Genomic DNA, 20,659 nt, shown 5'->3' with positions numbered 1-20,659 from the left:
TATATCATAAATACTATAAAAGTGGGGAAGATGTCTTTATGATAAAAGCAGTTGTCAAACAAATTGGCGAGCATTCAATGGATGCAAAAGATGAAATGATTATTTTATTTGGAGAAAAAGTAACAAATGAATTAGAAAAATTTTCTGTTATTCAAACAATTGAAACAGATGAACCGTTTAACATTGAAGTTGGTGGGACTATTTCTTTTGATGATCAAGAGTACCATGTTGTAAAAATTGGTCCTATAGCTAATAGACAATTAGACTCTATGGGCCATGTGTCATTAATGTTTAAAAGTCCAGAAGGAATGGACGAATTATCTAACGCTATCTATTTAGAACCATATACATTCCCTGTCATTAATGAAGGGACTATTATTACATATCGTTAGGGGGAAAGTAGTTGAAAGTAAAAAAAGAAGGAAATACCAAATCTTTATTTTATCGTTTATTTTTAAATAATAAACTTATTACTGGGTTAATGGTTATATTGCTCGTATTATTAATATTATTAGTGTTTACACAAGTATCACACTTATTTACACCAGTTGCACAATTTTTAGGTATTGTTGGTGTGCCAATCATTATATCTGGATTATTATATTATTTATTAAATCCAGTCGTAAATTTTTTTGAGAGACGTGGTATTAAGCGTGTGTATACGATAAGTGCTCTTTTTATTACCATTCTAGGTTTAATTATTTGGGGAATTGTCATCTTGATTCCTAAAATTGAATATCAGACCAAAAGTTTTGTCACAGAATGGCCTCATTATTGGGATATTATTGAACAAAAGACGACAGAATTTTTGGCTCTCCCAGCTTTAAGTGAGTTTAGTGAACCATTTGAAAAATATTTTAATGAATTAATCACATCCATTAGTAGTTTAGCTAGTTCTGTTTCAAAAACAACGTTTAATAGTCTAGGTAATATTGTGGGAGCTGTTGCGAATGTTGTTGTTACTACAATTACTGTTCCATTTATTTTATTTTATTTATTAAAAGATGGAAAACAACTTGTACCATATATTACCCCCGTAATACCTACTAAAATGAGAAAACCAACGCTGAAAGTGTTGGAAGATATCAATAAGCAATTATCTTCTTATGTTAGAGGTCAAGTGACAGTTGCCTTTGCAGTAGCTGTTATGTTTATGATTGGTTTTAGTGTAATAGGATTGGAATACAGTGTGACGTTAGGTATCTTGGCTGGTGTACTAAATCTCATTCCTTATATTGGTTCAGCTTTAGCAACTATCCCAGCAATTGTTTTAGCGTTGGTAAATGGTCCTAAGATGTTAATAGCTGTGATTATTGTTTTTGTTTTGGAACAAACCATTGAAGGTAGAGTCGTATCGCCACTTGTTTTAGGTAGTCAATTAGATATTCATCCTATTACCATTATTTTTGTATTATTATCAGCTGGTAAACTATTCGGTGTACTGGGCGTTATCTTAGGGATTCCTGGATATGCGGCCATTAAAGTTATCGTAATACATTTATTTACTTGGTACAAGGAAGTGTCAGGATTATACGAAGAAGAAAAAGAGGATACAACGTTAGTGTAATAAAAAAGTCACCAATTAATGATATTGGTGGCTTTTTTCTATTGTTAAAGAGATTTTAATATTTATGATAGCATTTTTCACATTTAGTTACAAAAAGAGTCATAAATAAATGATTTAATAAGAGTGCTCTTAGCTAAGAAATATTTTAAAGAATTTTTAAACGTAATATGTCATTCATCAAATTTATATGAGTTGTTTTTTTAATTTTAATTTGTTGTTACACTAATCAAAAAGTATTTTTTAAATGATTAAATATAATTAAAATGATAAAAATTCGGTCATAATGTGTGGAAAATATCGATGTTTTAGATAAATCCATTTATAAGAATAATGTAACTTTGGATGGGTAAGTTTATGGACATGAATACTTTTGGGCAATTCACTAAGTAAAAATTCTGGAACAAAACTGATACATTGTTTAGTCTTTATAAGTTGTAAAAGTAATTTAACATCTGTACAGCTTGTTATTTGTTTTTTACTATTAGTAGTAAGATTTAACCAAATAACAAGATCCCTATAAAGTTCTTCTTCTTTATGCAATGGTAAAATGATATCTTTTGATTGATTAAGAATTTCATTCATTGTCCAATGTTTGTCATAGTTTTCAGAGTAAACGAGGTAAACAGGAACCGTTTCTTTGTGAGCTATAGTATATTCTTTTTGATCAAGAGTGTAGTGAGTCAAAGCTACATCAATTTGTCTTTCATCTAGCCTTTCTTTTAATGTGAATTGATCATTTTGAAAAAAATTGAGTTTAATATCAGGATATTTTTTTACATAGTCTTTAATATTTGTATATAATACTGTGGATAAGAGTGAATCCACTCCGATGTTAAGGGAGCCTAGAGTTCCTACTGTACTATCGTGAATACGTTGTTTCGCTAAGTTGATTTGCGCAATAATAGATAACGCCTCGTTATACATAATACGACCACTAGGGGTAAGATGATGTTGTTTTTTGTGACGTTCAACTAAAATGGTCCCTAATTCAGTTTCTAATTGTTTTAGCATTTGACTTAATGCTGATTGAGCAATATTTAATTTTTTAGCAGCGTCGGAAATCGTATTTGCTTCGGCAATTGCAACAAAATAAGTTAGCTGTCTTATGTCCATGTGATTTCCTCCTTCCTGATTATAAAATAATTAAAAAATGAGATTATTCTAATGATATCAAAAAAAGAGATAAACGTCATTACTAAATTAAATAGAAAATAAATTTCTTTGTCATTGTACAATGAATAAATAATAATGGAGTGTTTAAAATGGAAATAAAAGAAAAAAAAGAAGAAAAAATTATTCATAATATTGTAAAGAGTATAGAAAAAATGGATAAGCATTTAGATGATATAAAACAAGAAGGAAAATTGACACAAACAAGGTTAAAGGAATGGTTTTTTGAAAAAGAAGTATTATATGATATTAGACATATACTACATGAAATTGATAAATATGATGGCTACAATCTAAACAGAATTCAACCAATCGATGAAAATTTTTTGGAACTTGGTTTAGATTCAGAAACGGCTTCTTTTATGAAGGATTACTTTGGTTAAAATAAAAAAGGTGAACTTGATGATGTAATCAAGTTCACCTTTTTTATTTTAATAATTCTTTTTCTCTATACCACTGATCAGGTTCCCAAACCCATGAACGTCCATCGTTTTCAAGTAAGTCGAAGGCTTCTTTAGGTCCCATCGTCCTAGCAGGATACGTTGGAATGTTGGAAGTATCCTTGTCCCATACATGTTTAATAACGTCAACAATTTTCCATGATGCAGCTACTTCATCCCAATGAGTGAAGTTAGTGGCATCTCCTTTTAGACAGTCTAAAAGTAATTTTTCATATGCTTCAGGACTGTTTTCTAATGTTTCACTTGAGTGACGATAATTTAGTTTAACAGGATCCATTGCAAAGCCTGATCCGATTTCTTTGCCATTTAACGTTAAAGAAAATCCTTCAGTAGGTTGGATATAAATGGTTAAGATATTTTCAGGAATATCTTCTGTTTGATCTGCTGAACGGAATACGTTAATTGGTGTTGTTTTAAAGACAATATTAATACGTGTTCCTTTTTCAGTCAGACGTTTCCCAGTACGAATATAAAAAGGAACACCTGCCCAACGAAACGTATCAATCATTAATTTTCCGGCCACAAATGTTTCAGTTGAAGAGGTAGGGTCGACATCTTTTTCTTCATGATACCCTGGGAATTGATTACTACCAAGATGACCTTTAGAATATTGTCCTCGTACAACATTTTCTTTGACTTCTTTTTCGTTGTAGATACGAATAGATTCTAATGCACTAATCTTTTCAGTTCGAATGGCATGATCAGAAAAGATGGTTGGTGGTTCCATAGCTAAAAGTGCGACTATTTGTAGAATATGATTTTGTACCATATCCTTTAATGCACCACTCTTATCATAATACCCTCCGCGCTCTTCTACACCTAAAGATTCTGCCAACGTGATTTGAACATTATCAATATAGTAGTGATTCCATAACGATTCAAAAATATTATTTCCAAAACGAATGGCAGAAATATTTTGAACCATCTCTTTTCCTAAGTAATGATCAATACGGAAAATCTGATCTTCAGTAAATGCGGCAGAAATAGAATCATTTAATTCTTTTGCTGTTTGATAATCTGTTCCAAATGGTTTTTCGATAATTAAGCGGTTGAAACCATTCTCACTTAAAATATGCTCAGATTTAATGTGTTGAGCAATTGTTCCAAAGAAACTTGGTGCCATAGCTAGGTAAAATACACGATTACCATTCAATTGGTAAGTATTATCTAGTTCACTAGCAAGTTTTTCAAGAGTAACGTACTCTTGTGTATTGGTAACATTATGTGCTTGATAATAAAAATGTGATGTGAAAGAATCAAGCTCTTTTGGGGTAGGGTTTAATTCTTGAATACTGTCTGTTATGACTTCTCTGAAGTGTTCATTTGTCCATTCACGACGAGCTGTTCCTATAACAGCAAAATGTTTGTTGATAGCTCCTTTACGGAATAAACGAAAAAGAGACGGATAAAGTTTTCTTTTAGCTAAATCTCCAGTTCCCCCAAAGATGATAAATAATGCTTTGTTGTCTTGTGTCATCTTATTTCCTACTTTCCTAACAATATATCTAAATAATCTTATTATTGGTCTTATTTTACTTGTAAAAGACGGACAAATCAATAAATTAGAGTTTTATGAGAATCTTTTTTACTTAATCGCCATGATAAGATAAACACTATTTTTATGATATAATTGATTAAAAACATATGAGAGGTTGATAATATGACAAATACGTTTACTGAAAAGTACACAATTCCTTATTATGATTGTGATGCTGAAGGGTTATTAAAAGTTCCAACACTGATAAAGATGATGATACGAACTTCTGCTAATCAAAGTGATTCTTTAGGTGTTAATGAGACGTTACTTCAAAGTTTTAATATCAATTGGATTATTACTGAACATGATTTAACCATACATTCTTTACCAGTTTCTGGAGATGATGTTTTTATAACGACTCAAGCTGAAAGTTATAATAAATATTTTTGTTATCGAAAATTTTGGTTACATGATAAAAAAAACAATGAATTGGCTTTTATGGAGTCAACCTTCGCACTAATGGATAATACCACCAGAAAAGTTCATGCCGTTCCAGATGAAGTTATTTTACCTTTTCAATCTGAGAAAACAAAACGAATAAAACGTGGAGAAAAAATTCCAACATTACAATCAGAATCGATCAATCGCTCGTTTGGTGTGAGTTTTTGGGACATTGATGATAATCATCATGTTAATAATGCCACCTATCCTGCTTGGATGATGGATAGTATGTCTTATGATTTTTTGATTAGTCATGTTCCAAGTCGAGTGATCATTAAATTTAATAAAGAAATTCGCTATGGGGAAACAGTGGATAGCTATATTGAGGAAATAGATGATAATAAAACACTTCATCAAATAAAATCTGGTACAGATATATGTGCAGATGGTTTGATAAAGTGGGAAATACGATAGTTTTATGATCAGGATAAATGAAATTTGCATATTGAGTTAAAATCGTTCACACTTAAATAAACTAAATAAAAAGGAGTTGCAAAATTTTGATTGAATTTCAAAATGTATCGAAAATTTATAAAGGAAATAAAAAGGCAGTATCTGACATAAATTTATCATTTGGGGATGGTGAATTTATTTGTTTTATCGGAACAAGTGGTAGCGGTAAAACAACTGCAATGCGTATGGTTAATCGTATGATTGAACCAACATCAGGAAAGATTTTAATTGATGGAAAAGATATCACAAAAGAAAATCCTGTTGATTTAAGACGTAGTATTGGATATGTCATCCAAAATATTGGTTTATTACCTCATATGACAATTCGAGAAAATATTACATTGGTACCGAAATTACTAAAATGGCCTGAAGAAGAACGCAATGAAATAGCAGAAAGATTGATTAAGCTAGTTGAGCTTCCTAAAGAAATGCTTGATCGCTATCCAAATGAATTATCTGGTGGACAACAACAACGTATCGGTGTGATTCGTGCGTTGGCTGCTGATCAAAATATTATTTTGATGGATGAGCCTTTTGGAGCATTAGATCCTATTACTCGCGATTCATTACAAGATTTTGTTAAAGAATTGCAAGAAAAAATGGGGAAAACGATTGTATTTGTTACACATGATATGGATGAAGCACTAAAATTAGCAACGAAAATTGTAGTCATGAGTCATGGAAAAGTGGTTCAATGTGACACGCCTGAAAATATTTTACGTAATCCAGCGAATGATTTTGTCCGCGAATTAATCGGAGAAGAACGTTTGATGCATAGTCAGCAAGATTTTATTACAGTAGGTGAAGTCATGATGAAACGTGCTATTTCGATTACACCAGAAAAATCATTGTCTCAAGCGATTCGTTTAATGCGTGAAAAACGAGTGGATACGTTACTTGTTGTCGATGGAAATAATGTCTTAAAAGGCTTTATTGATGTTGAGTCTATTAATGATAAGCGTGGGTACTCGACAAGTGTTGGGGACATCATGGAACTTGATGTATTCTATATAAAACAAACAGCCCTTTTAAGAGATGCCATTCAACGTATCTTAAAACGTGGTTTGAAATATGTGCCAGTAGTTGATGACAATAAAAAACTAGTCGGAATTTTAACTCGTTCATCTCTTGTAGACATGGTTTATGATACGATTTGGGGAGAAGAGGATTCATCATCTGAAGATGAAACACCAGTAGAGAAGGAGGAAGTATAATGAATACCTTCTTATTGGAAAATGGAAATGAATTAGTTGTCAAAACATTTGAACATATATATATTTCAGTCATCGCTTTACTACTTGGTGTGATTGTAGCGGTACCTTTAGGCATTGCATTGACTCGCACAAATAAATTAGCAAACATTATCATTGGACTTGCTAGTGTATTACAAACTATTCCTTCTTTAGCTTTATTAACAATGTTTATACCTTTTTTTGGGGTCGGGAAAATGACCGCAGTTGTCGCGTTGTTCATCTATTCGCTTCTACCTATTTTAAGAAATACATATTTGGGTATTAAAGGAGTAGATCCTAATATGGTAGATGCAGCTAAAGGAATGGGTATGACCGACTATGAACAAATTCGTTTGGTAGAAGTTCCACTTGCCTTGCCTACAATTATGCGTGGTATTCGTTTAGGAACGGTTTACGTTATTGCTTGGGCAACTTTAGCCTCGTATATTGGTGGTGGTGGTTTAGGTGATTTAATTTTTAGTGGATTGAACCTATACAAACCAGAATTAATTATTGGAGGAACTATTCCAGTGGTGCTACTAGCTTTAATAAGTGATTTTTTGTTAGGACTATTAGAAAAAAGACTATCTCCTAAAATGAAGGAGGCTAATAGTTAATGAGAACAAAACAAAACAAATTATTATTCATTTTAATGATAGGGCTTCTCTTTTTAACAGGTTGCGAATTACCTGGATTAGGTGGTGGAAAAGGAGATACTCAAACCATTCGTGTCGGATCTTTGGCCACAACGGAAAATCAGATATTAGCCAATTTAGTTAAAGGGATGATTGAACATTATACAGATGATAAAGTCGTTCTTATCAATAATTTGGGAACAAGTACAGTAGCACACAATGCAATGGTTAATGGAGATATTGATATTTCTGCTGGTCGTTATACAGGGACGGACTTAAGTGGGACACTAAATTTACCTGCTGAAAAAGATCCAGAAAAAGCGTTTGATATTGTTTCAGAAGAATTTAACAAGCGATATCATCAAACATGGTTACCTTCTTATGGATTCGCTAATACTTATGCTTTTATGGTATCAAAGGAAACAGCTGAAAAATATAATTTGAAAAAAATTAGTGATTTGAAAAATGTTGCCGATCAACTAACAGCTGGTGTTGATACATCTTGGATGAAACGTGATGGAGATGGGTATCAAGCATTCTCAGACACATATGACGTCGATTTTAAAAAGGTTTATCCTATGCAAATAGGTCTTGTATATGATGCGGTTGCTGCTGGAAAAATGGATGTTGTTTTAGGGTATTCAACAGATGGACGTATTGCAAGTTATGATTTAGTTGTGTTAGAAGATGATTTGAGATTTTTCCCACCTTATGATGGTAGTATTGTGATTGATAATGATGTGATGAATAAAAATCTAAAATTAAAAGAAGCATTACTTAAATTGTCTGGGAAAATAGATACAAAAACCATGCAACGACTTAATTACGAAGCAGATAATAATCTATTAGAACCCGAAACAGTCGCCAAAAAATTCTTAAGAGAAAATAACTTTTTTGAGGGGGAAAAATAATGCAAGATATGAATATAATGCAACAGTTCTTTTATTATTTACAAAACAATAGTGGCTATGTCCTCTCCCAATTTGTTAGACATTTTCTTATTTCAATCTACGGGGTATTTTTTGCAGCTATTGTGGGAATTCCTATTGGAATTTTTATTGCAAAAAAGAAGCATTTAGTAGATTGGGTGATTGGAGCTGCCAATGTTATTCAAACTGTTCCATCGCTGGCAATGGTATCTCTATTAATGCTTGCCTTTGGTTTAGGGGTGAATACGGTTATTATTACGGTATTTTTATATTCTCTCTTACCAATTATTTCTAATACTTATACAGGTATGACACAAGTCGATAAAGACATACTTGATGCAGGAAAAGGAATGGGAATGACGTCTTTCCAACGTTTATGGATGATTGAATTGCCATTGTCTATTTCTGTTCTGATGGCAGGAATTAGAAATGCCCTTGTCGTAGCAATAGGCATTACAGCAATTGGATCATTTGTTGGAGCTGGTGGGTTAGGAGATATTATTATCCGTGGAACAAACGCGACTGATGGAACGGCTATTATTTTAGTTGGAGCATTACCCACTGCACTGATGGCGATTGTAACAGATTGGGTACTAGGATTGGTGGAAAAACGACTGGATCCAGCTGGAAAACTAGTTGGTGCGTCAACGGCAGTAGAAGGAAAAGACACACCATAAATAATTTAAAGAAAAATTAACTTGTCTTTCATTGTTTATAGGTGTAATTTAGAAAAAAATGAAGCGAGTTTTTTATTAGGGGGAAAGTTAGTGAGACAATTTAAAAAATCATCCAAATTAGATTATGTTAGCTATGATGTAAGAGGTCCTGTATTAGAAGAGGCAGATAGAATGACAGCTAGAGGGGTTGATGTATTAAAATTAAATACTGGAAACCCTGCTGCGTTTGGCTTTAAAGCCCCTGATGAAATTATTCATGATTTAATAACGAATGCTAGAGAATCTGAAGGTTATTCAGATTCAAAAGGAATTTTTTCGGCGCGAAAAGCGATTCAGCAATACTGCCAATTAAAGAAAATGCCAAATGTTACGATTAATGACATCTATACTGGAAATGGTGTTAGCGAATTAATTACATTATCTATGCAGGCACTAATTGATAATGATGATGAAGTACTTGTTCCTATGCCAGATTATCCTTTATGGACAGCAGCGATTACACTATCAGGTGGTCGTGCGGTTCATTATGTGTGTGATGAGGAGGCGGATTGGTATCCTGATATTGATGATATTAAAAGTAAAATCACATCAAAAACTAAAGGGATTGTGTTGATTAACCCCAATAATCCAACAGGTGCTTTATATTCAAAAGAGTTATTATTGGAAATTGTGAAGATTGCAAGAGAGCATGAACTAATTATATATTCAGATGAAATTTACGATCGATTAGTAATGGATGGTTTGGAACATGTATCAATTGCTAGTTTAGCCCCTGATTTATGCGTGGTAACGTTTAATGGGTTATCCAAATCTCATCGTGTAGCAGGATTTCGTTGTGGTTGGATGGTTATTAGTGGAGAAAAGAAACACGTTAAAGGTTACATTGAAGGAATTAATATGTTAGCTTCTATGCGATTATGTTCAAACGTATTGTCGCAGCAAATTATCCAAACAGCTTTAGGTGGGCATCAAAGTGTGGATGAATTACTTTTACCAGGTGGACGAATTTATGAGCAACGTGAATACATAACCAATGCTTTAAATGCGATTCCTGGTGTAACAGTGAAAAAACCACAAGCAGCCTTTTACATTTTTCCAAAACTAGATATAGAGAAATTTAATATCCGAGATGATGAAAAATTTGTGTTAGATTTTTTACATGAACACCAAATTTTATTGGTTCATGGAAAAGGATTTAATATGTCTACTCCAGATCATTTTAGAATTGTTTATTTACCGGAAATGGAAGAACTAAAAAAAGCCACATTAAGTTTAGAAACATTTTTATCTACATATAGACAGAAATAAAAGTAGCTAGCCTAACAGGCTAACTACTTTTTTAATCATTATTTCTTTTTAATCTCTTTTTTACTCACGACGATTCGACTTAAATATTTATCTTTTAATTCATCATCGGGATTATTGACTTCAATTAAAACAGAATTCTCATATTCTTTTTCAATGATGCCTTCATAGCGTCCACCTTGCCATTTAAAGAACACTTTTTCTTTAGTATCCATACTAATCTCTCCCATATCATCCAAAAATAAAAAGCATAGTAATAATATTTCTGTATTATAACATTAAACTTTCTAAATGTGGAATAAAAACCCTTTTATTTTTCTTCTATTATTCATAAAAAAATATACAGTACATTAACAAACGAAGCGTTTATGAAATATCTAGACCAATTATTGACTAATGAATTAAATAATGATAATTTTAAGATATACAAGAAAAGAAAGAAGTGTTAGCAATGAAAAAAGTAATTTACGCTGATAAATTTTTTTTGGCAAGTGGAGAAGTTGGACCGGGCTATTTGGAAATAAATGACGATATTTTTGGAAACGTTACACATGAGATACCTAATGAGTATGATGAATTAATTGATTTATCTGGCAAATGGGTAGCACCAGGACTGGTAGATACTCATATTCATGGTTTTAAGAACCATGATGTCATGGATAACGATGCTGACGGATTAAAAGTCATGTCAGAAGCCCTTTTATCATGTGGAGTGACTTCTTTTTTACCCACAACATTGACGTCTGATCACAAGAGACTGAAAGAAGTGGCGACAACAATTGGTAAAGTAAAAAATCAAGTCAATGGAGCTAAAATCCAAGGGATTTATTTTGAAGGTCCGTTTTTCACGGAAGAACATAAAGGAGCTCAAAATCCTGGTTACTTTTCAGACCCAAGTATTGAAGTATTTCATGAATGGCAAGACGCTTCTGGTGGCATGATTAAAAAAATAGCATTGGCTCCTGAAAGAGAAGGCGTAAAAGAATTTGTTCAACAAGTGACAAATGAAGGAGTTGTTGTGTCTCTTGGTCACAGTAATGCCACACTTGCTCAAGCGAAAGAAGTAGTTGAGTCAGGTGCAAGTGTCTTTGTTCATACTTATAATGGGATGCGTGGTTTAAATCACCGAGAGCCAGGAATGGTAGGAGCAGCACTTAGTTTGGAACATGTTTTTTCAGAATTAATTTGTGATGGTCATCATGTTCATCCTACAGCTGCTGAAATTTTAATGGATTCAACTGGTCGAGATCATGTGGCACTAATTACTGATTGTATGATGGCTGGGGGGATGCCTGATGGAGAATATATGTTGGGTGAATTTAAAGTAACGGTTAAAGATGGCACTGCCAGAATGCAAGAGGGAAATCTAGCCGGTAGTATTTTGAAATTAAAAGAAGCTGTTAAAAACGTGGTAGAGTGGGGGATTGCGACACCTGCTGAAGCCATTATGATGGCAAGTTATGTTCCCGCCATTAGTTGTAAAATAGATGACGTATGTGGCATGATTAAGCCAGGTCGTGCGGCTGACTTTATTGTTCTAGACAAATCATTAAATTTAGAAGCAACTTACCTAGACGGTGAATGCCGTTATGAAGTACAATAAAATAAGTGAAACGGTAGAGTTTTCTACCGTTTTTTTATTCAAGAAAAAGGAGACGAAGTTTAATGAATAAAGAACGAATGAACCGTGTATTACAAGAGATGAAACGACAACAGTTACCTCAATTAATCGTATCGGATCAGGCATCAATTGCCTACTTGACAGGACAATCCATTGATCCGGGAGAACGTTTAGTTGCTTTAATTATTAAAGAAGATGGCCACCACGTAGCTGTGATAAATCGATTGTTTCCTGTTTCTGAAGAATCATTAGGAATGCCAATTATTTTTGTTGATGATACTGATAAAGGAATGGGTGTTTTAACATTAGCTAAAGAACTAGATCGTAACAAACCAATAGCAGTTGAAAAAAATTGGGCAGCCCATTTTTTATTAGATATTATGAAAGAATTAGATGCACCTATTAGTCAATATACGTTAAGTTCCAATGTCATTGATAAAGTGAGAGCAGTTAAAACTGAAGAAGAAATAGAAAAAATGTTAGAAGCCTCTCATGATAATGATTTGGCGATGAATCAATTAATCGGTTTAATCCCAGAAGAATTAACTGAATTAAACATGACGGAACGATTAGAAAAAATTTATCATAAATTAGGTAATGATGGCTTCTCATTCGAACCAATTGTCGCTTATGGTGCTAATGGAGCTGATCCGCATCATATGAATGACGATTCAAAGGTAAAACCTGGTGATAGTATTATTTTAGATATCGGTGGTGTGAAAAATGGGTATTGTTCTGATATGACGCGAACTGTTTTTTATAAAGAGGTATCTGATAAAAGCCGTGATGTATACGAAACGGTACTCGAAGCAAATAAGCGAGCAATTGAAACAGTTAAACCTGGCGTTCGTTTATGTGATATTGACGCAGCGGCAAGAGATTATATTGACTCAAAAGGATATGGAGAGTACTTTACTCATAGGACAGGACATTTTATCGGCACAGAGGTACATGAGGCTGGAGATGTATCAGCAAGTAATACAGATATAGTTGAAGAAGGAATGATTTTCTCAATTGAACCCGGTATTTATATTTCTGGAGAAGTTGGTGTTCGAATTGAAGATTTAGTTGTCGTAACAAAAGATGGCTGTCAGATTTTAAATGAGTATCCAAAAGAATTAATTGTAATAGATTAAATGTGATTAAAACTATGAATTGGAGGAATAAGCTTCAGTTCATAGTTTTTATTATGATGATTAGGTGAATTGATTAGATAACGATACATTTTTTAAGACATAAACATGTTATTAGTTTCATTAGTTTTTCTAATGTCATTATTTTTCCGTTTATTTAATATAATATAAAAAAGTGAGTATCGTTTTTTTGAAAAACTTTAAGTAAGATTGTTATGAAGGATAAGTATATAGTCATAAAAGGATTGTATCAGGGAGAACAGGGTGGAAAAAAAGCAAAAAATATATAATAGCATACCTCAATTGAAACGCGTTATATCATTTTTAATAAAAATTTTTTTGTTTCTTAATAGTGTTTAGCATTTCATGATTTATATGGGGTATTTACAATACCATCATATTAGTATCATTGTATTGTTGGTTTTTGGTCATTCACTTTTTGGTTTGGGGTTATTAAAAGATTTAAAAACACATCAATTAAACGACTGTCTTTTTTTACTTTAATTTATGTTATGATTTATTTTGTTGAGTATGTCACTGTAAACGGAAAATTTAGTAAATGAAAGTATAGAGTGATATTGTTAACATATAGTATTTTTAATGTAAAAAATAGACTAGCAGGAACCTATCCTCTAGTCTATTTTGGCGATGATTTTTGAGTGTAGTTCATTATCCTCAACAAGTGAAAAAAAGGTGAAGACAGATACATCAAATGATTCACTATCAGATTGATAGCAAGAATAAGGGATAACTAGTGTTTGTTCATCTGTTGCGACAATATAATCATTGTCAATGGTTTGTGCAATAAAGGTGTAGTCTGTTAAGTCTTCTTTTGTCCAAATCCCATCATCTGCTAAAAAGTCCAATGCTTGATAAAATTGTTGGCTATTTTTGTCATTGTTAAAAATAAAATAGTCTGTCATCTCTTGCAGATTTTTTTCTTTAATGAGAGTTAAAAAATGTGCAGGTGAAGTATTTGTTGTCATTAGTGCTAGTTGTTTAAACGTCTCCATTAACCTCAACTCCATTATTGTTTGTTTTCAATTGTGACATAAAAATCAATGTTTGATTGTTTACTTAAACCTTTACCTTCTATATCGACTGCAATAGGCATAGGTTCTTTTCCATTATACACCGGCTTCACTCGATATCGAATTGTTTCCCCATCATCAGCAGCTTTTCGAACCATATTTTCATATTTTGTCATGAAGGGAGTGTTAACTGGATTTTGATATAGCGTGACCAAGTTTTCTAACTTGTCGCCCGTTCCGCCAAGTTGTCTTCCAATCAAATGGCCACGCGAATGGTTATGAGGTTCTAAACCAGAAATAAAACCAGGAGGACGAATACTTTGGTTAGCAGATGTGCCTGTATTGACCATATTGGGTTTAATAAGGGCATTGGCAGTAGTTGGTCTACCAAGTTTATCTAATTTGCCATATTCTATCCATCCTTTTGAACTATTTCTCAATTCTTCTGCTGTAAACTTTGCTTTACCATGTTCAACTGGACCTGGATTATCCTTTTGAATTGAGCTATTAGTGTGTTCATTTTTTGTGACAGAATGATTTTGCTCAAATGGTAAAAACGCCATTAATGTTTCAGGTGATTTTACACCTGCTACTACCAATATAATACAAATCACTAACCCAATGATATATTGAATAGGTGATGATTTTTTATTCTTGTTTTTCTTAGTCATGTTGTACTCCTTTTTTGTAGTTGCTTGTCATTATATGATATTACCATAAAAAGAAAAAGCGTTCTGTTTTTTTATGTTATGAATGTTTAAATAATCCATCTTTTGTTACAATAATAAGTGAGAAAAAAGGAGGGATTAGATGAGTTATGTGGAATTAAAGAATGTGTATAAACGTTATAAAATGGGAGATAGTATCATTGTTGCGAATAATGATATTAATTTTTCAATTGAGAAAGGTGAGTTTGTTGTAATACTAGGACCAAGTGGCGCAGGAAAATCAACTGTTTTAAATATTTTAGGTGGTATGGATAGTTGTAATGAAGGTCAAGTTATTGTGGATGAAACAGATATTGCAACATTCAATGCAAAGGAATTGACAAAGTATCGTCGTGTAGATGTAGGATTTGTTTTTCAATTTTATAATTTGGTACCTAACTTAACGGCTAAAGAAAATGTTGAGTTAGCATCACAAGTCTCACCAAAGGCATTAGATGTCGATAGTGTGATTGAGATGGTTCAATTGGATCATCGTAAAGATAATTTTCCTGCTCAATTATCTGGAGGTGAACAGCAACGTGTAGCCATTGCTAGAGCACTAGCTAAAAATCCTAAATTATTGTTATGTGATGAACCTACTGGAGCTTTGGATTTTGAAACAGGTAAGCATATATTGGCTATTTTGGAAGAAACTTGCCGAAAATATGGTACAACTGTGATTGTGATTACACACAATTCAGAAATTGCAAAAATGGCCGATCGCGTTATTAGAATCAATGATGCAAAAGTAAGAAGTATTGAAAAAAATGACCATCCAGTAAAAGCCAGCGAGTTAGAATGGTAAAGGGAGGTTCAGCTAAATGAAAAAGAAAAAAGCATTATGGACATCTACTTTTCGAGAAATGTATCAATCTAAGGCGAGATTTATCTCAATCCTATTAATTATTATGTTAGGTGTTGGATTTTACGCAGGTATTAAAGCAACAGGCCCTGACATGTTAAATACAGCAGATAATTATTATAAAGACTATAAATTAATGGATACAAAACTTGTGTCAACAACAGGATTAGAAGACAAAGACATTGAATTAATCAAGGAAGACAAGACTGTCCAAACAGTTGAACCGTCATATAGTTTAGATGTTCTTACAAAAGAAAATAATCATGTCTTAAAATTAATGTCCTATGAATCTAGAAAAAATGAACTTAACAAACCAGTCCTTGTAAAAGGAAAATTACCAGAAAAAGATAATGAAATGGCACTTGATACTCAAGTACAAGACAATCAATTTTATAAAATCGGTGATACGTTAACAATTCAGTTAGATGATAGCAAAAGTGTCTCACAAACTAGTTTTAAAGTTGTTGGATTTGTGAATAGTCCTATGTATATAGATAAAGTTTCCAGAGGCTATACAACAGTTGGTAAAGGAACCATTGATTATTTTGGTTATATAAAAGAAGAGGTATTTACGTTACCCGTTTACACAGAAGCGTATATTAAATATGTTAATACTGAAAAGACAGCAAGTTATAGTAAAGCTTATAATAACTACTATGATACAGATGTCAAAAATTTAAAAAATACTTTGAAAAATCGCCCATCAGAACAACTAGAAGCAATGAAAAAAGAAGCAAATGAGTCATTAGCTAAAGCTAAAACACAGATAACTGATGGCGAGACACAATTAACAAATGGAAAAAAACAATTAGCTGAAAAAGAAAAAGAATTAAATGATAATAAACAGTTAATCGAAACAGCAAAACAGCAAGGATTACCTGTAGATGAAGTACAGGAAAAAACACTAGAAGAAGCTAGTAATACATTAAATGAAGAAAAGAAAAAAATAGAACAAGAAGAACAAAAATTAGTAGAGTCAAAAGAAGAATTAGCAAAAAATCAACAAACCATTGATGACTTAAAAGCACCAACTTATCATTATTTTTCAAGAGAAGATAATCCTTCTTATGCAGAATTTCAAGATAATGCTGATCGGATTTCTTCCATCGCCACAGTATTTCCAGTATTTTTCTTTATGATAGCTGCTCTTATTTCTTTAACAACTATGACACGTATGGTGGATGAAAAGCGTGGAGAGATAGGAACACTAAAAGCCTTAGGTTATACAAATTGGGAAATTTCACAAAAATATATTGTTTACTCTACAACAGCCAGTATTATTGGAAGTTTAATTGGACTGGCAATAGGTTATTATTTATTTCCAACTGTCATTTTTGATGCATATGGTAGTATGTATAATTTGCCATCTGTGATTATTACTCATTATCCAAGTTACACCATTCAATCAATTATAGTAGCTTTACTTTGTACGTTATTAGCATCACTTCTTGTATTAAGAGTTGATTTATTGAGTACTCCAGCTACATTGATGAGACCCAAAGCACCTAAACCAGGTAAACGTATTTTATTAGAAAGAATATCTTGGTTATGGTCTAAATTTAGTTTTAATCAAAAAGTAACAGCTAGAAATCTATTTCGTTATAAACAACGTATGTTGATGACAGTCTTAGGGATAGCAGGCTGTACAGCAATGATTTTAACTGGATTTGGATTGAAAGATTCAATCGGTGATATTGTTAATCTTCAGTTTAATAAAATATGGCATTATGATGCGACAGTAACCATTAATGAAGATAGTACGACTCAAGAAAAAGAAAATTATGAGAAAATAAAAGCAGATGATAGTCAGATTAAAACAAGTTTGACTCTATCTCAACACAATATGACCGTTGTCAAAAAAGGATACATAAGTCGAGAAGTGACAGTGGATGTTCCGCAGCAAGAGAAGAGGTTAGCAGAATTTATTACATTCAATAACCGAAAATCTGGTGACACATACACGTTATCTAATGATGGAGTCATTATCAATGAAAAGTTAGCAAACTTCTTTGATGTAAAATCTGGAGATGAATTAACTATCAGAGATACAGACAATAAAGATATGACGGTAAAAGTTCAAGAGGTTGTTGAAAACTATGCCATGCATTTTGTGTACATGACACCAAGTTATTTTGAAAAAACGTTTAATAAACAGCCTGAATATAATGTGGAATTGCTGAAATTTGATAAGTCATTAAGTGACAAACAAGAAGATAATTTAGCTGATAAATTAATGAAAAGTAATTACGCTGCAAATGTCTCCTTTACCAGTCAAATAGGTAAAACGATGGATGATACGATGTCTAGTTTAAATATCGTAGTATGGGTATTAATTATTTCAGCAGCGTTACTTGCGTTTGTCGTGTTGTATAATCTAACCAATATTAATATATCTGAACGTATACGTGAATTATCTACTATTAAAGTATTAGGATTTTACGATAGAGAAGTGACCATGTATGTGTATAGAGAAAATAATATCTTAACCGTTTTAGGGATTTTACTAGGATTTGTATTAGGGGTCCTTTTACATGGTTATGTTCTTAAAACAGCAGAAATTGATATGATGATGTTTCCAACAACCGTTCATCCAATTAGTTATGTGTATTCAGCATTACTAACGATTCTATTTTCATTTATTGTCATGTTAATTATGCATCGAAAATTAAAACATGTGGATATGATTGAAGCACTAAAATCAACTGAATAATCTTTTTAGACAAAGGAGGAAAGTCCTTTGTCTTTTTTATACCATTTTCGAATATCGGTTGGAAAATATACGATTTTTCTGTTGTTTTGATTGAAATATTGGTAAACTAATAATAATAAGGTGGGAAGGAGAGTGGGAGAGATGTTTGGAATACAATCAATTGAACAAGTGTACTTTTATATTTTAATATTTTGTACTATTTTATCTGTTGTTTTATTTTTAGTTGGTGACATCTTACAGTTTGATGGGCCAATTGATCCAGTATTAATTGTACCTTGGATTGCATTTGTTTCGCTTTTTGGCTATCTAGGGGAAACGCTATTATCATTAGGTAGTGGCTGGGTATTAATTATCGCCATTCTACTATCATCAGTTATTGTATTTTTATTAAACTTTTACATATTAATTCCTCTAAAAAATTCTGAATCAACCCTATCTGTGTCAGAAAAAACATTAGAAGGAAGAGTGGCAACTGTCATTACGCCAATACCTGTTAAGGGAATGGGAGAGATTACCATTAGCAATGTTACAGGTACGATGAGTCGTCCTGCGGCATTTTATAAGGAACAGGAAACACCAATTAATAAGGGTGAAGAAGTTCTTATTATCGAAATTAGGGAAAGAGTATGCTATGTGGTGCCATATGTTGAAAATTTTTAAAATAAAAGGAGAAATGTAAATGAATTTAGGGATTATTGCGATTGGGCTTGTGGTGTTTATACTAATCATGCTATTGATTGTATTTGTTTCAAAATATCAAACAGCTAAACCAGATGAGGCATTGATTATTAGTGGGAGCTATTTAGGAAATAAAAATGTCCATGCTGACAATGAAGGAAATCGTGTCAAAATTGTACGTGGTGGTGGAGCATTTGTTTTACCAGTGTTTCAACGAAGCAATCGTTTAAGTCTTTTATCAAGTAAATTAGATGTATCAACACCAGATGTTTATACTGAACAAGGTGTACCAGTTATGGCTGATGGGACATCCATTATTAAAATTGGCTCATCAGTTGAAGAAATCGCAACTGCAGCGGAACAATTTTTAGGAAAAACACGTGAAGAATTAGAAAATGAAGCCAGAGAAGTGTTAGAAGGACATTTACGTTCGATATTAGGTTCAATGACAGTAGAAGAAATTTATCAAAACCGAGATAAGTTCTCTCAAAGTGTGCAAGAAGTAGCCAGTGTAGATTTAGCTAAAATGGGACTTGTGATTGTGTCGTTTACTATTAAAGAAGTACGAGATAAAAATGGTTACCTTGATTCATTAGGAAAACCTCGTATTGCTCAAGTAAAACGTGATGCTGAAATTGCTGAAGCTGAAGCAAGCAAAGAAACACGTATTAAAAAAGCACAAGCGGAAAAAGAATCTCAAGAAGCAGAATTACAACGTCAGACAGAAATTGCTGAAGCAACGAAAGAAAAAGAATTAAAATTAGCTGCTTATAAGCAAGAACAAGATATTGCTAAAGCCAAAGCCGATCAAGCCTATAATTTAGAAAGTGCCAAAGCACAACAACACGTTATCGAACAAGAGATGGAAGTTAAAGTTATTGAGCGTCAAAAACAGATTGAATTAGAAGAAAAAGAAATTCAACGTCGTGAACGACAATATGATTCTGAAGTGAAGAAAAAAGCGGACGCAGATCGCTATGCTAAAGAACAAGAAGCCTTAGCAGAAAAAGCAACTGAAGTAGCTGAAGCCGAAGCACAACAATTTAAAGTGGAAGCAATGGCTAAAGCAAATGCTACTCAACTTAGAATGGAAGGGCAAGCTGAAGCGGATGCTATTCTAGCGATTGGTGAAGCCGAAGCCAAAGCGAAAGAACAAATTGCCGAAGCCTTTAAACAATACGGGGAAGCGGCTGTTATGAGTATGATTATTGAAATCTTACCTGAATTAGTGAAACAAGCAGCACAACCATTAGGAAATATCGAGAAAATTTCTGTTGTAGATACTGGTCAAGGTGGAGACAATAGTGGAGCGAATCGTGTCACAAATTATGCTACGAACCTTTTAGCTTCTACTCAAGAAACACTAAAAGAAACAACAGGGTTAAATGTTAAGGATATGTTAGAATCATTTGTTGCAAAAAAAAGTGAATAAAGAAAGAACACCTGTAGGTATTTTACTAAGGGCATTCTGACGGTAGACAAAGTATTGATAAATTTCGATGCTTTGTCT

Annotated in this window: 20 protein-coding genes; 15 read left to right on the top strand and 5 right to left on the bottom strand. The window is 32.7% G+C overall.

Features of this window, described 5'->3' with window-relative positions; translation table 11 throughout:
* Positions 1-38 precede the first annotated feature (38 nt).
* Positions 39-392, top strand: coding sequence for a PTS glucitol/sorbitol transporter subunit IIA (locus tag AC37UB_RS04140; protein WP_117973158.1), 354 nt, complete (start codon positions 39-41; stop codon positions 390-392).
* Between the two features lie 11 nt (positions 393-403).
* Positions 404-1,567, top strand: coding sequence for an AI-2E family transporter (locus AC37UB_RS04135; protein ID WP_233519178.1), 1,164 nt, complete (start codon positions 404-406; stop codon positions 1,565-1,567).
* A 258-nt stretch (positions 1,568-1,825) separates the two neighbouring features.
* On the opposite strand, the gene AC37UB_RS04130 is transcribed toward AC37UB_RS04135, so the two are convergent.
* Entirely contained in the window at positions 1,826-2,680 is an 855-nt protein-coding gene (locus AC37UB_RS04130) for a LysR family transcriptional regulator (RefSeq protein ID WP_117973157.1), read from the bottom strand.
* 149 nt (positions 2,681-2,829) lie between these two features.
* Between AC37UB_RS04130 and AC37UB_RS04125 the strand changes: the two genes are divergently transcribed.
* Positions 2,830-3,120: a hypothetical protein gene (locus AC37UB_RS04125; protein ID WP_117973156.1), complete on the top strand. Its 291-nt coding sequence runs from the start codon at positions 2,830-2,832 to the stop codon at positions 3,118-3,120.
* A gap of 43 nt (positions 3,121-3,163) precedes the next feature.
* On the opposite strand, the gene zwf is transcribed toward AC37UB_RS04125, so the two are convergent.
* Positions 3,164-4,675, bottom strand: a complete 1,512-nt coding sequence (gene zwf, locus AC37UB_RS04120; protein WP_117973155.1) for a glucose-6-phosphate dehydrogenase — start codon at positions 4,673-4,675, stop codon at positions 3,164-3,166.
* Positions 4,676-4,858: 183 nt separating this feature from the next.
* Here zwf and AC37UB_RS04115 point away from each other — a divergent pair, with 183 nt between their 5' ends.
* From AC37UB_RS04115 to AC37UB_RS04090, 6 genes are all read left to right on the top strand, one after another.
* Entirely contained in the window at positions 4,859-5,590 is a 732-nt protein-coding gene (locus AC37UB_RS04115) for an acyl-[acyl-carrier-protein] thioesterase (protein WP_117973154.1), read from the top strand.
* A gap of 86 nt (positions 5,591-5,676) precedes the next feature.
* On the top strand, positions 5,677-6,843 hold the full coding sequence (locus AC37UB_RS04110; RefSeq protein ID WP_241699199.1) for a betaine/proline/choline family ABC transporter ATP-binding protein: 1,167 nt from the start codon (positions 5,677-5,679) through the stop codon (positions 6,841-6,843).
* Positions 6,843-7,478 (top strand): ABC transporter permease, encoded by a 636-nt coding sequence (locus AC37UB_RS04105; RefSeq protein ID WP_117973152.1) that lies wholly within the window; start codon positions 6,843-6,845, stop codon positions 7,476-7,478. Before AC37UB_RS04110 ends, AC37UB_RS04105 begins: the two co-directional genes overlap by 1 nt.
* Positions 7,478-8,407, top strand: a complete 930-nt coding sequence (locus tag AC37UB_RS04100; protein WP_117973151.1) for an osmoprotectant ABC transporter substrate-binding protein — start codon at positions 7,478-7,480, stop codon at positions 8,405-8,407. Before AC37UB_RS04105 ends, AC37UB_RS04100 begins: the two co-directional genes overlap by 1 nt.
* Positions 8,407-9,102 carry an ABC transporter permease gene (locus AC37UB_RS04095; protein ID WP_117973150.1) on the top strand — a complete coding sequence of 232 codons (696 nt, stop codon included), beginning with the start codon at positions 8,407-8,409 and terminating at the stop codon, positions 9,100-9,102. Before AC37UB_RS04100 ends, AC37UB_RS04095 begins: the two co-directional genes overlap by 1 nt.
* Positions 9,103-9,192: 90 nt before the next feature.
* The gene (locus AC37UB_RS04090; RefSeq protein ID WP_490685358.1) at positions 9,193-10,410 is read left to right on the top strand and encodes a pyridoxal phosphate-dependent aminotransferase; all 1,218 of its coding nucleotides are present in this window, start codon (positions 9,193-9,195) and stop codon (positions 10,408-10,410) included.
* Between the two features lie 38 nt (positions 10,411-10,448).
* Here the strand turns inward: AC37UB_RS04090 and AC37UB_RS04085 are convergent, their stop codons facing one another.
* The gene (locus tag AC37UB_RS04085) at positions 10,449-10,622 is read right to left on the bottom strand and encodes a DUF2187 domain-containing protein (RefSeq protein WP_117973148.1); all 174 of its coding nucleotides are present in this window, start codon (positions 10,620-10,622) and stop codon (positions 10,449-10,451) included.
* Between the two features lie 236 nt (positions 10,623-10,858).
* Between AC37UB_RS04085 and nagA the strand changes: the two genes are divergently transcribed.
* Together nagA and AC37UB_RS04075 are read left to right on the top strand one after the other, a co-directional pair.
* Positions 10,859-12,010 carry an N-acetylglucosamine-6-phosphate deacetylase gene (gene nagA / locus AC37UB_RS04080; RefSeq protein WP_241699198.1) on the top strand — a complete coding sequence of 384 codons (1,152 nt, stop codon included), beginning with the start codon at positions 10,859-10,861 and terminating at the stop codon, positions 12,008-12,010.
* A gap of 62 nt (positions 12,011-12,072) precedes the next feature.
* Entirely contained in the window at positions 12,073-13,164 is a 1,092-nt protein-coding gene (locus tag AC37UB_RS04075; RefSeq protein ID WP_241699197.1) for a M24 family metallopeptidase, read from the top strand.
* A gap of 629 nt (positions 13,165-13,793) precedes the next feature.
* Here the strand turns inward: AC37UB_RS04075 and AC37UB_RS04070 are convergent.
* Both AC37UB_RS04070 and AC37UB_RS04065 read right to left on the bottom strand, forming a co-directional pair.
* Positions 13,794-14,174 (bottom strand): hypothetical protein, encoded by a 381-nt coding sequence (locus AC37UB_RS04070; protein ID WP_117973145.1) that lies wholly within the window; start codon positions 14,172-14,174, stop codon positions 13,794-13,796.
* A gap of 14 nt (positions 14,175-14,188) precedes the next feature.
* On the bottom strand, positions 14,189-14,863 hold the full coding sequence (locus AC37UB_RS04065) for a DNA/RNA non-specific endonuclease (protein WP_117973144.1): 675 nt from the start codon (positions 14,861-14,863) through the stop codon (positions 14,189-14,191).
* A 139-nt stretch (positions 14,864-15,002) separates the two neighbouring features.
* Between AC37UB_RS04065 and AC37UB_RS04060 the strand changes: the two genes are divergently transcribed.
* The 4 genes from AC37UB_RS04060 (at position 15,003) to floT (ending at position 20,581) form a co-directional block, all read left to right on the top strand.
* The gene (locus tag AC37UB_RS04060) at positions 15,003-15,704 is read left to right on the top strand and encodes an ABC transporter ATP-binding protein (RefSeq protein WP_117973143.1); all 702 of its coding nucleotides are present in this window, start codon (positions 15,003-15,005) and stop codon (positions 15,702-15,704) included.
* A gap of 16 nt (positions 15,705-15,720) precedes the next feature.
* Positions 15,721-18,471 carry an FtsX-like permease family protein gene (locus tag AC37UB_RS04055; protein WP_490685357.1) on the top strand — a complete coding sequence of 917 codons (2,751 nt, stop codon included), beginning with the start codon at positions 15,721-15,723 and terminating at the stop codon, positions 18,469-18,471.
* Positions 18,472-18,612: 141 nt separating this feature from the next.
* On the top strand, positions 18,613-19,131 hold the full coding sequence (locus AC37UB_RS04050; protein WP_490685356.1) for an NfeD family membrane protein: 519 nt from the start codon (positions 18,613-18,615) through the stop codon (positions 19,129-19,131).
* 19 nt (positions 19,132-19,150) lie between these two features.
* On the top strand, positions 19,151-20,581 hold the full coding sequence (floT, locus tag AC37UB_RS04045; RefSeq protein ID WP_117973140.1) for a flotillin lipid rafts scaffold protein FloT: 1,431 nt from the start codon (positions 19,151-19,153) through the stop codon (positions 20,579-20,581).
* The last annotated feature ends 78 nt before the right edge of the window (positions 20,582-20,659 follow it).

The organism is Vagococcus changpingensis (assembly GCF_058211775.1).
The sequence above is the reverse complement of the archived record's forward strand: the minus strand, read 5'-3'. Positions and strand labels throughout refer to the sequence as shown.